The 11,305-nt window shown below is 67.5% G+C and carries 11 protein-coding genes; 5 read left to right on the top strand and 6 right to left on the bottom strand.

What is annotated here, in order from left to right; all coding sequences use genetic code 11:
* Positions 1–4: 4 nt before the first annotated feature.
* The gene (locus ASD35_RS21160; RefSeq protein ID WP_056877465.1) at positions 5–709 is read right to left on the bottom strand and encodes a Crp/Fnr family transcriptional regulator; all 705 of its coding nucleotides are present in this window, start codon (positions 707–709) and stop codon (positions 5–7) included.
* A gap of 166 nt (positions 710–875) precedes the next feature.
* Between ASD35_RS21160 and ASD35_RS21155 the strand changes: the two genes are divergently transcribed.
* Positions 876–2,483, top strand: coding sequence for a FimV family protein (locus tag ASD35_RS21155; protein ID WP_157275691.1), 1,608 nt, complete (start codon positions 876–878; stop codon positions 2,481–2,483).
* Positions 2,484–2,507: 24 nt separating this feature from the next.
* On the opposite strand, the gene ASD35_RS21150 is transcribed toward ASD35_RS21155, so the two are convergent.
* From ASD35_RS21150 to lptF, 4 genes are read right to left on the bottom strand one after another with little or no spacing between them, the layout of a single operon-like run.
* Entirely contained in the window at positions 2,508–3,452 is a 945-nt protein-coding gene (locus ASD35_RS21150; RefSeq protein ID WP_056876911.1) for a CysB family HTH-type transcriptional regulator, read from the bottom strand.
* Complete coding sequence (locus ASD35_RS21145) at positions 3,449–3,820, bottom strand: sirohydrochlorin chelatase (protein ID WP_056876910.1); 372 nt, start codon at positions 3,818–3,820, stop codon at positions 3,449–3,451. Before ASD35_RS21145 ends, ASD35_RS21150 begins: the two co-directional genes overlap by 4 nt.
* The gene (gene lptG, locus ASD35_RS21140) at positions 3,817–4,944 is read right to left on the bottom strand and encodes an LPS export ABC transporter permease LptG (protein ID WP_056876909.1); all 1,128 of its coding nucleotides are present in this window, start codon (positions 4,942–4,944) and stop codon (positions 3,817–3,819) included. The genes ASD35_RS21145 and lptG overlap by 4 nt, the downstream gene beginning before the upstream one ends.
* Positions 4,941–6,035: an LPS export ABC transporter permease LptF gene (gene lptF, locus ASD35_RS21135; protein WP_056876908.1), complete on the bottom strand. Its 1,095-nt coding sequence runs from the start codon at positions 6,033–6,035 to the stop codon at positions 4,941–4,943. Before lptF ends, lptG begins: the two co-directional genes overlap by 4 nt.
* Positions 6,036–6,065: 30 nt before the next feature.
* Here lptF and ASD35_RS21130 point away from each other — a divergent pair, with 30 nt between their 5' ends.
* The 3 genes from ASD35_RS21130 to ASD35_RS21120 all read left to right on the top strand — a co-directional run bounded on the left by ASD35_RS21130 (position 6,066) and on the right by ASD35_RS21120 (position 9,212).
* Positions 6,066–7,529, top strand: a complete 1,464-nt coding sequence (locus tag ASD35_RS21130) for a leucyl aminopeptidase (protein WP_056876907.1) — start codon at positions 6,066–6,068, stop codon at positions 7,527–7,529.
* A gap of 2 nt (positions 7,530–7,531) precedes the next feature.
* Complete coding sequence (locus tag ASD35_RS21125; RefSeq protein ID WP_056876906.1) at positions 7,532–7,954, top strand: DNA polymerase III subunit chi; 423 nt, start codon at positions 7,532–7,534, stop codon at positions 7,952–7,954.
* Positions 7,955–8,069: 115 nt separating this feature from the next.
* Positions 8,070–9,212 carry a branched-chain amino acid ABC transporter substrate-binding protein gene (locus ASD35_RS21120; protein ID WP_056876905.1) on the top strand — a complete coding sequence of 381 codons (1,143 nt, stop codon included), beginning with the start codon at positions 8,070–8,072 and terminating at the stop codon, positions 9,210–9,212.
* Between the two features lie 65 nt (positions 9,213–9,277).
* On the opposite strand, the gene ASD35_RS27415 is transcribed toward ASD35_RS21120, so the two are convergent.
* Complete coding sequence (locus ASD35_RS27415) at positions 9,278–9,580, bottom strand: hypothetical protein (protein WP_157275690.1); 303 nt, start codon at positions 9,578–9,580, stop codon at positions 9,278–9,280.
* Positions 9,581–9,861: 281 nt separating this feature from the next.
* Here ASD35_RS27415 and ASD35_RS21115 point away from each other — a divergent pair, with 281 nt between their 5' ends.
* Positions 9,862–11,250, top strand: coding sequence for a TIGR03013 family XrtA/PEP-CTERM system glycosyltransferase (locus ASD35_RS21115; RefSeq protein WP_310341272.1), 1,389 nt, complete (start codon positions 9,862–9,864; stop codon positions 11,248–11,250).
* Positions 11,251–11,305: the final 55 nt, after the last annotated feature.

Below are 11,305 nucleotides of genomic sequence, written 5' to 3'. Positions count from 1 at the left end.
AGCGTCAGCGGGCGGCGGCGGCGAGCAGCTTGTCGCGGCTCAGCACGACCAGGCGCGTCGGCTCCACGCGCACCGCGCCTTCGCGCTCGAAGGCCTTCAGCTCCTGGTTGACGCGCTGGCGCGAGGCACCAAGCAGCTGGGCCAGGTCTTCCTGCGCGAGCTGCAGGCCGATGCGGATCTCGTCGCCTTCCTGCACGCCGTAGGAGCGCGCCAGCAGCAGCACCTGCTTGGCCAGGCGCGCGGCCAGCGGCCGGGTGTTGAGGTCCTCGATCATGTCGAACATCAGGCGCAGGCGGCGGCAGTTCAGGCGCAGCAACGCGTCATACAGCTCAGAGTGCGCCTGCAGCAGGGCGCGGAAGTCGGCCTTGCGCACGCACAGCAGCGTGGTCTCGCCATGCGCATAGGCATCGTGCGTGCGCGGCAGGCCGTCGAAAAGGGCGATGTCGCCGAACCAGGTGCCGGGCTCGACATAGGTCAGCGAGATCTGCTTGCCGGCCAGCGACACCGAGCTGACGCGCACCGCGCCCTTGGCGACCGCGCTCCATTCCTCGGCGGGCTCGCCGCGGTGGGACAGCATGGTCTCGTCGGGCAGGCGGCGCACGTAGGCGCGCTGCAGGATGTCGTTGCGCAGCGGCTCGGACAGCCTGGAAAACCAGGGGCCCTGGTCGATCTGCTGCCGTTCGGCGGGGGTGAGGCTGAGTGCATTCATGGCGTGGGCGGCATTGTGCCGCTCGCCGCCGCACTGGCCGCGCATATCCCCATGCTAGAGTGATCCGCGCAGTCACAACCCCTCTCTCAACCGCATCTCTAGCCGCCCGCCGTCAATGCCCTTCACGGCCCTGCGCCCGACGTTGCTGGGTGCCTTCACTCCCGCCTTGGCTCTGCTGCTTGGCCTGGCGTCTTCCGGCGCCGACGCCCTCGGACTGGGCCGGCCGCAGGTCCACTCCGCGCTCGGCAAGCCGCTGGATGCCAGCGTGCCGCTGACCCTGGCCGACGGCGAACAGCTGACGGACGCTTGTGTGCGCGGCGAGGTGACCGCGGGCGAGGCCCGCGTGCCGGCCGGCTTGTTGCAGCTGCGGCTGGAGGGCGACGCCGGCCAACGGCGCATCCGGGTGCAAAGCCTGGTACCCATCGACGAGCCGGCCTTGCGCATCACGCTGGCGCTGGGCTGCCCGCTGCGGTTGACCCGCGAGTTCAGTGCCTTCGTCGACCCGCCGGCCAATGCGGCGGCGGTGTCGATGCCGGCACCTGTGCCTGCGCCGCCGCAGGCGGCCGAGCCTGCATCTCGCCAGCTCGCCGAGGCCAGCCCGCCGCCCGCGCCGGCCGCCAAGCCCCGGGCGCGCCCGAAGCCGCGTGCGACGGGGCCGCGTCTGGTCTTGGAGCGGCCCGAGGTGCTCGTGGCCGAAGCGCCGCGCCCGGCCAAGCCGGCCGCCAGCGCGCCCGAGTTGGAGTTGACGCCGGAGCTCGAAGCCCAGATCGCGCAGCTCGAGCAGACCGTCGCCCGGTTGCGCGCCGATATCGAGGCGCGCCAGCAGGCGGAAGCTGCTGCGGCCGCAATCCCTCCCGCAGCTGCGCCGTCCCAGGCCGTGCTGCCGCCCGCCCCGGTGCAGGCCACGCGGGCTTCGCCCTACCGTGACCCGATGACCTGGCTGCTGACGCTGGGGCTGAGCCTGCTGGCCGGCGCGGCGGCCTTTTACTTCAGCGGCTGGCGTGACCAGCGGGCCCGCCGCGAGCTGGCCTACTGGCGTGCCTTGCACGCGGCAGAAGGCGCCGGCGTGCCGCCCCCGCAGCAGCCCGTGTCCCCCGGCATGGCGCCACCGGTGGTGGGCAACGCTGCGGTGCTGCCCGACGAGGGCCAGCACCAGATCACGCGGCCGCAGCCGCGGCCCTTGCCCTGGCCGCCCGGGTCTCCGCCGCCCGTTGCGCCAGCGCCGTTGTCCATGCAGGCGACGCAGCCCTTGCCGGTCCAGGCGACGCCGCTGCCGTCCGACGAACTCACGGTGGCCGACGAATTGCTGGACCTGCAGCAGCAGGTCGACTTCCTGCAACTGCTCGGCCAGCATGAGGCCGCCGCCGACCTGCTGGCGACGCAGGTGGCGCGGGGCGGTGGCGGCGCCATGCCTTATCTGCTGCTAATGGAAATCTGCCAGCAGCGCAGCGAGCCCGACGTGTTTGCCGAACTCGCCAAGCAGTTTGAACAGCAGCTGCGCACGATGGCGCCGCAGTGGACCCAGAGCCTGACGCGCGGCCGCGGCCTGGATGCCAGCCCCAGCGTCATTGCGCACCTGCAGGTCGTCTGGTCCGACCCGGCGTCGGCGATGCACATGCTGCAGGAGCTGCTGGCGCGCGGCGCCGGCCCCGGCACGCCGCATTTCGAGCTGCCGGCCTACCGGGACCTGCTGATGCTCTACAGCGTCGCGCGCGACCTTTTCGAGGCCGGGCTGCGCAGCGACGAGGTGGACCTGATGCTGCCGATCGATTGAGCTTCGGCACCTGGCCCAGCCGGGCTACATGCCGAAGTCTGTGGCGTCGCCGTTCATCGCTTTTTCGATGAGCTTGCGGCTCAGGCGCTCCGACAGCAGCTCGGCAAAGCTGTACACGTAGTTGCGCAGGTAGGCGCCGCGCTTGAAGGCGATGCGGGTGACATTGCTGCCGAGCAGCGAGCCCAGGGGTCGGGCGACGAGGTCGCTGCCTGGCGGCTCCTCGCGCATCGCCATCTCGGCGACGATGCCCACGCCCATGCCGAGCCGCACGTAGGTCTTGATGACGTCGGAGTCGATCGCTTCGAGCACGACGTTGGGCGTGAGGTGACGCGCGGCGAACGCCTTGTCGATGCGGGTGCGGCCGGTGAAGCTGGGGTGGTAGGACACCAGCGGCTCGGAGGCGATCTGCTCGAGGCTGACGCGTTCGACGCTGGCCAGGGGATGGTCGCGCGGCACGACCATGACGTGCTGCCACTCGTAGCAGGGCAGGGTGACCAGCTCGGGATACTGGGCCAGCGATTCGGTCGCGAGCCCCAGGTCGGCGCTCTCGTCGAGCAGCATCCGGGCGACCTGGTCGGGGCTGCCCTGGTGCAGGCTGATGCGCAGCTGCGGCAGGTTCTTGCGCAGCTGGGCCACCGGCGCGGGCAGCACGTAGCGGGCCTGCGTGTGCGTCGTCGCGATGGAGAAGGTGCCGCTGTCCTGGCGCGAATACTCCTCGCCGATGCGCTTGAGGTTGCCGACCTCGCGCAGGATGATCTCGATGCAGGCCAGTACCTGCAAGCCCGGTTCGGTGATGCGGCGCAGCCGCTTGCCATGGCGCGAGAAGATGTCGACGCCGAGCTCCTCCTCCAGCTCGAGGATGGCCTTGGAGACGCCCGGTTGCGACGTGAACAGCGCCTTGGCCGTCTCGGTCAGGTTGAGGTTGCGGCGGGCGGCTTCCTGGACGAAGCGGAACTGATGCAGATTCATTCGAGGACGGCCAGGCAGGCCAGGCTGATCGCTTGGAGCACGGCTTCCTGCTCGCCGAGCGGCGCATGCAGCAGCCACTCGATGGCGTCGCCATGCTGTTCGCGCAGGCGGTCCAGCAGCACGGGCACGTCGCGCCTGACGTGGCCGCCGGTGCCGAGGAAGAGGGGTAACACGTGCACGCGCGTGCAGCCGGCGGCGGCAAGCTGGGCGGCGGCCTCGTCCATGTCGGGCGACATGAACTCGAGAAAGGCCATCGCCAGCGGCGTGTCGGGCCGCGCGGCGCGCAGGCGCTGCGTCACGATCTCGAAAGGCCGTGCCCAGGCAGGGTCACGGGCGCCATGGGCGAACAGCAGCAGGCCTTCGGTCATCGGTATCTCACCAGCCAAGTGAAGGCCGCCATCGACAGGCCCAGGTAGATCAGGCTGGGCGTCGCCGCGACGGCCCAGGGTGTCCAGTCCTTCAGCAGGCCGAGGTGGCCCGCCACGTTGTTCAGCAGCACGAAGCTGATGCCCAGCATGATGCCGCCGAAGACCTTGATGCTGATGCCGCCCGAGCGGCCATGCAGGTAGGCGAAGGGCAGGGCCAGCGCGACCATGACGAAACAGGCGAACGGGTAGAAGGCCTTGCGCCAGAACTGGATGTTGTGCGCCTGGGCCGACTGCTCCTGCGCGGACAGATGTTCGGTGTAGCGGTAGAGCTCCAGCGTCGACATCGACATCGCCGGCAGCACGGCCGCGGCGATGACGCCGGCATGCAGGGAGCTTTGCCAGTCCAGCTTGTCGAGCTGCTGCTCGCTGACGACGATCTCGCCCACCGAGCCGGCCGCCGTGGCCGCGCCGGGGTTCCAGACGGTGCGCCGGACGGCCTGCAGATGCCAGACGCCCTGGCCGTCGACATCCACCTTGCCGGCCTCGGTGCGCGACATCAGCCGGCCCTCGGGGTCGAATTCATAGATGCGGACGTCCTCCAGCTCGCCGCTGGTGCCGACGCGGCCGACCTTGACCGAGTAGCTGCGCTCCTGGCCGTCGACGGTCTGGTGGTCCTTGAGCCAGGCGCCACGCTGTGGTGCGTTGGCGCTGCGGCTGAAGCGGGCGCGCATGTCGTCGCCGTGGCGCTCGAACTGGGGCGCGACGTAGTCGCCGATGACGAAGGTCATCACCGCGAACACGGCAGCCAGACCGGCGAGCAGGCTCAGCGCCCGCGCCGGGCCCAGGCCGCCGGTGCGCAGGATGGTGAACTCGCTGCTCTGGGCCAGGCGGGCCAGGGCCATGATCGAGCCGATCAACACGGCGATGGGGAAGAGCTCGTAGAAATGGCCGGGCAGGTCCATCACCGCAAGCAGCGCGGCCTGGGCGCCGCCGGCACCGATGCGCGTCATGCGGTCCAGCTCGTCCACGAAATCGATGAAGAAGAACAGCGACAGGAAGGCCAGCGCGACGAGCACGACCGAGCCGGCGATGTCCTTGTAGAGCAGGCGGCGGACGGTCCTCATGCGGGCGCTCCCGTCAGGCGGCGCCGCAGGCCGAAGCGGTTGGCGTTGTCGCGCAGCCAGATGATGGCCAGCGACAGCACCAGCGCGCTGCCGTGGACGCTGAGCAGCGCGCGTGCCAGCGAGGTGCGGCCGTTGCCGACCCAGGACTGCGACAGGTTGATCAGGTTGAAGTAGACGATGAAGGCCAGCAGCGCAAAGAGCAGGTTCCAGTTGTTGGCACGGCGCGGGTTGGACGCCGCCAGCCCCACGCCCAGCAAGGCCATGTTGATGCCGCCGAGGATCATGCCCAGGCGCCAGGCCAGCTCGCCCTGGTTTTTGGGCGTCGGCAGGCGCAGCAGGTCCAGCGTCGCCATCGCCTTGGGCGGCAACTGGTTGGCGTTGGCCAGCACCTGGGTGTCGGTCAGCACCTTGTACTGCTCGAAGCGCGCCAGGCTCTTCTCGCCGGTCTTGAGCTGCGTCTCGTTGCGCTGGCCATGGTCCAGCACGAGGAAGCGGTCGTCGCCGTCCATCTGCAGGTGGCCGCGTGACGAGGTCGTCACGGACTCACGGTCGTTCTGGTTGGCCAGGATGAAGACGTTGCGGCCGGTTGCGGGGTCCTCGCCACGCTCGATGAAGAAGACGCGGCTGCCGTCGCGCGAGCTCTGGAACTGGCCGGGTGCCACCCGCGACAGGTCGCTGCGCTTCTGGTAGCGGTCGCGCAGCTCGGCGCTGTTCTGGTTGCCCCAGGGCCAAACGACGAGTTCCAACACGACGACGGCCAGCAGGATGGGCCAGGCCATGCGCAGCACCGGCCGCACGAAGCGCGACAGCGGGATGCCGCTGGCAAACCAGATCGTCATCTCGGACTCGCGGTAGGAGCGCCCCAGCGTGATGACGACGGCGATGAAGAGCGACAGGATCAGCATGGTCGCCAGGTGGGCGATGGTCGCGTAGCCCATCAGCAGCACGACGTCCTGCGGCGCGACATTGCCGCCAGCCGCCTGGCCCAACGTGCGGATCAGCGTCGACGTCAGCATGATGGTCAGCATGACCACCAGCGTGACGCCGAAGCTCTTGGCCAACTCTGACCGCGTGGACGAATCGAATAACATCAAACGCACTTCTATCTACTTCTGGTCATTATGGACTTCAAGGTTCAAACCACAGAGCTGAACGCACTCGCTACCGCGGGCACGGATGCGCTCATCGTGGTGCTGGGCGGCGACTCGCTGCCCCAAGGTCTGGATGCGGTCGTCGCAAAACACGCGCAGGCCGCGATCAAGCTCGGTGACTTCGCGCTCAAGGCCGGCCAGGCGCTGACGCTGACGCATCCCGACGGCTTGAAGGCGGCGCGCCTGGTGCTTGCCGCCAGCGGCAAGACCTCGCTGGCGGCCGCGCGGGCGGCACTGTCGGCCGGACTGGCGCAAATCAAGTCGCGCGGCGTGGCCAACGCCGCCGTCGTGTTTGCCGGCTTTGACGCCGGGCTGGCCGAGTCGCTGGCCGAGCAGGCGGCGCTCGCCGGCAGCGACGCGGTCTACCTCTACCGCCACACCAAACCCAGTGCACCTGCGGCGCCCAAGCTGGCGCGGTTGACCCTGCTGGTGGACAAGGCGGCGCAGAAGGCGGTCAAGGCCGGCCTGGCGCGCGGTGAAGCGATCGCGGCCGGCGTCGAGCTGGCGCGCGAATGCGCCAACCGCCCCGGCAACCACGCGACGCCAACCTACCTCGGCCAGGTGGTTCAGGAGTTGGGCAAGACCCACGGCCTGAAGGTGGAGGTGCTGGACCGCAAGGCCGTCGAGAAGCTCGGCATGGGCAGCTTCCTGGCTGTGGCCCAAGGCTCGGACGAGCCGCTGCGCTTCATCGTCGCTCGCTACGAAGGCGCGGCCAAGACGGTCGCGCCTGTCGTGCTGGTCGGCAAGGGCATCACCTTCGACACCGGCGGCATCTCGCTGAAGCCGGGTGCCGAGATGGACGAGATGAAGTTCGACATGGGCGGCGCGGCCAGCGTCATCGGCACGCTGCGCGCGGTGGCCGAGTTGAAGCCCAGGCTCAACCTCGTCATGATCGTCGCCGCCTGCGAGAACATGCCCAGCGGCCGCGCGGTCAAGCCCGGTGACGTGGTCACGTCGATGTCGGGCCAGACCATAGAGATCCTGAACACCGACGCCGAGGGCCGTCTCATCCTCTGCGATGCGCTGACCTATGCGGAGCGCTTCAAGCCGGCGGTCGTCGTCGACGTCGCGACGCTGACCGGTGCCTGCGTCATCGCGCTCGGCGGCGTGCGCAGCGGCATGTATGCCAGCGACGATGAACTGGCAGCCTCCCTGACTGCGGCCGGAGATGCCGCGCTCGACCCCTGCTGGCGCATGCCGCTCGACGACGACTACGCCGAAGGCCTGAAAAGCAACTTCGCCGACGTGGCCAACATCGCCGGCCGCGCGGGCGGTTCCATCACGGCGGCCAAGTTCTTGCAGCGCTTCGCGGGCAAGTACCGCTGGGGCCATCTCGACATCGCCGGCACGGCCTGGAAGGGCGGCGGCGCCAAGGGCGCGACCGGCCGGCCCGTCGGCCTGCTGACGCACTTCGTGCTGAGCCAGGCCAAGTAGGCGTGGCGGTTCAGGTCAGCTTCTACAGCGACGCGGCAGACCCGCTGCATTTCGCGTGCCGGCTGATCCGACGCGCCCTGGCGTCCGGCAAGCCGGTCGGCGTCTGCGTGCCGCCAGCCGAGGCGGCACGGCTGGATCAACTGCTGTGGAGCTTCGATGCGGCCGAGTTCATTCCCCATCGGCGCTGGGATGGCACGACGCCACCCGCGCCGGGCGAGGTGCTGTTGGTCGACGAGGCCGCGCAACTGCCCCACCGCGGGCTGCTGCTGAACCTCGGCGATCCGATGCCGAGTGACGCTACCGCATTCGAGCGGGTGCTCGAGGTCATCGGAAGCGACCCCGCGCGCGTTCAGGCAGGGCGTGCGCGTTACCGCGTCTACCAACAGTCCGGTGCCAAGCTGGACCACTTCTCTGCGGCCGGTTGACAACTTTGCGTCCACGCTTTCCCGAATGAGAGCCCCCCGGATTTCGGGTATGTTCATTTGGTTGAAAACTCAACGGTTGTTTGTTTTTCTTTCTCTTCCAAACTGGAGTTGATCCATGCAAGTCAAGTTGAATGTGGTAGTGGGTGCAGTCGCTGCGCTGCTCAGCGGTGCCGCAGTGTCCCAGGACATGGTGGTCAAGATCGGTCACGTCGGCCCGACCAGCGGCCAGATCGCTCACCTGGGCAAGGACAACGAACTCGGCGCCCGCCTGGCCATCGAGGACCTGAACGCCAAGGGCCTGAGCATCGGGGGCAAGAAGGTCAAGTTCGAACTGCTCGCTGAAGACGACGCCGGTGATCCGAAGCAAGGCACGGCTGCCGCCCAGAAGCTGGTCGACGCCAAGGTCAATGGCGTCGTGGGTCACCTGAATTCGGGCACTTCCATCCCCGCCTCCAAGGTTTACAGCGATGCCGGCATCCCCCAGATCTCGCCGTCGGCCACCAATCCGAAGTTCACCCGCAACGGCTATAAGACCACCTTCCGCGTCGTCGCTGACGATGTGCACCTGGGTGGCACGCTGGGCAAGTACTCGGTCGCACAACTGAAGGGCAAGTCCATCGCCGTCATCGACGACCGCACCGCTTACGGCCAGGGCGTTGCCGACGAGTTCGAGAAGGGCGTCAAGGGCGCCGGCGGCAAGGTCGTCGGCCGCGAGTTCACCAACGACAAGGCCACGGACTTCACCGCCATCCTGACCTCCCTGAAGAGCAAGAAGCCCGACGTCGTGTTCTTTGGCGGCATGGACGCCGTCGCCGGCCCGATGCTGCGCCAGATGAAGCAGCTCGGCATCGAGGCCAAGTTCATGGGCGGCGACGGCATCTGCACGGGCGAGCTGCCCAAGCTGGCCGCTGGCACCATGGGTGACGGCCAAGTCGTCTGCGCCGAAGCCGGCGGTGTCGAAGGCGAAGCGAAGAAGTCCATGGACGACTTCCGGGCCAAGTTCAAGTCCAAGTTCAACGTCGACGTGCAGATTTACGCGCCGTACGTCTATGACGCGGTCAATGTGCTGGCTGCCGCGATGGTCAAGGCCGGTTCCGCCGAACCCGCCAAGTACCTGCCGGTGCTTGCCAAGACGGCCGGCTACAAGGGCGTCACGGGCACCATCACCTTCGACGAGAAGGGTGACATCAAGAATGGCGCGCTGACCCTCTACACGTACAAGGGCGGTGCCCGCGAACAGATCGCCGTCGTGCGCTGATCGCCACGGTTCGCTGCAACGCCCGCCATTCGGCGGGCGTTTTTTGTTTTTGGATGCCAATTGAATTAGGCATAAATGGCCGGAAAATGAAATTGACCCGCGGAGGCGCGAATCGAAAATAAAAGCGCGGCGTCAATAATCGGCCGTGCAATATTCACGTCCGCGCCGACCACGGCCGCGATGAGGTGCGGCGGGACGTGCCCATCGAGCGGGTTTCGTTGGATTTCAAAGAAAGGCTCGTGCACTTCGCACGCTTTGCCCTGGCATGTCACCGGCGTGTCGCTGACTTTCGGGTCTACTGCCGGCCGGTTGTGAAAATGACCGTCAGCGCCGGCTTCGGAAGTCGCTGTTGGGCGAGGCAGATTCAAGGGTCATGCACCCTCTAAACGGGGGGCTTTCAAGCCCAGGGGCCGAAGGCATGATGCCGGCGCGATCAAGGCCGGGTCAGCATTGTTCATGGCGGATTTGTGTCCTCCCGAACAGGCAGCCGGCCCCGCGGTCTCAACCGACCCATGGTGACCAGACCGGCGGTGGACAAGGCGATGTGGCGGGCGGCCTCTGCGCCAGATGAACGGAGTATCGAAACTGATTCGAATTTCGTTGATCGGATTGAAATGCGGAAAAAGCGCCAGGCACAAGTGATCGGGGGATGTCAATGATTCGAATATTCAACCATTACCTGCACAAGCAGACCCTGCTTCAGGTCTTCTTTGACCTTGGGCTCATCGTTTTTGCCGTCATCGCCGTCGTGCTGAGCCAAGGCGAGGCCGCGCAAACCGTGTTGCCGTTTGCTGCCTCGCATGGTCTCTCCCTGGCTGGCTGCATGTTCGTCATCAACTCCGCCACGGGCTTCTATCAGCACGTGCACAACCGTTCCATCACCGAGTCCTGCGCCCGCGCGCTCTTCGGGCTGCTGTTCGGTCTGCCGCTGGCCTACGCGATCTTCAGCCTGGTGCCTTCGGACACCAGCCATCGCGACCTGCTGACCCTGGTCGCAATGGCCGCCGTTGCTGCCGTCATGGTGCATCGCGTGTATGCGGCGCATTCCGGCACCCAGGCCCGCCTGCGCAGCCGCATCCTCATTTTCGGCACGGGGCCGGCTGCACGCACGGTCGCCAACACGTTGCGGGCTTCCGACCCGCTGGCGCAGATCGTCGGCTACTACGCCGGCCCGAACGAGGAGCAGCACGAGGTGCCGGCCGCGGAGATCATCAACGACGGCGCCAACCTGACCGAGGCGGCACTCCGGCACAACGTGGACGAGATCGTGGTGGCCTTGAGTGAGCGCCGCGGCGGCAGCATGCCACTGCGCCAGTTGCTCGACTGCAAGCTGTCGGGCGTGCGTGTCGTCGACATCGCGACGCATTTCGAGAAGACGCTGGCCCAAATCAACATCAAGCATGTCAACGCCGGCTGGCTGGTCTTCGGCGATGGCTTCAGTCAGGGCATGGCGCGCGCGGCGGTCAAGCGCGTGTGCGACGTGATATTCGCAGCCTTGATCCTGGCCGTCTCCTGGCCCGTCATGCTGGCCACGGCCTTGTTGATCCGCCTTGAATCGCGCGGCCCGGTGCTGTACCGCCAGGAGCGCATCGGTTTGAACGGCGTGCCCTTCAAGGTCATCAAGTTCCGCAGCATGCGCACCGATGCGGAGAAGGATGGCAAACCGCGCTGGGCAACCAAGAACGATGACCGTGTCACCCGCGTGGGGCGCTTCATTCGCAAGGTGCGCATCGACGAATTGCCGCAGCTCTTCAATGTGCTGGGCGGTGAGATGAGCATGGTGGGCCCGCGCCCGGAGCGCCAGTTCTTCGTGGACGAGCTGACCACCAAGATCCCGTACTACGCGGTGCGGCACAGCGTGAAGCCGGGCGTGACGGGCTGGGCCCAGGTGCGCTACGAATACGGCTCCACGATCGAGGACTCGGTCGAGAAGCTGCAGTACGACCTCTACTACGTCAAGAACCACTCCCTCTTCCTTGATCTTTTGATCATGCTGGAGACCGTGGCCGTCGTGCTGACCGGCAAGGGCGCCCGCTGACGGTGCCGTCTCGGCGTAAGCGCCGATGCCGCGGGCGGGTGGGGCATGCTTGAAT

The sequence above is a fragment of the Pelomonas sp. Root1444 genome, from assembly GCF_001426885.1.
In the GTDB taxonomy this organism is placed as follows: Bacteria; Pseudomonadota; Gammaproteobacteria; order Burkholderiales; family Burkholderiaceae_C; genus Pelomonas.
The sequence above is the reverse complement of the archived record's forward strand: the minus strand, read 5'-3'. Positions and strand labels throughout refer to the sequence as shown.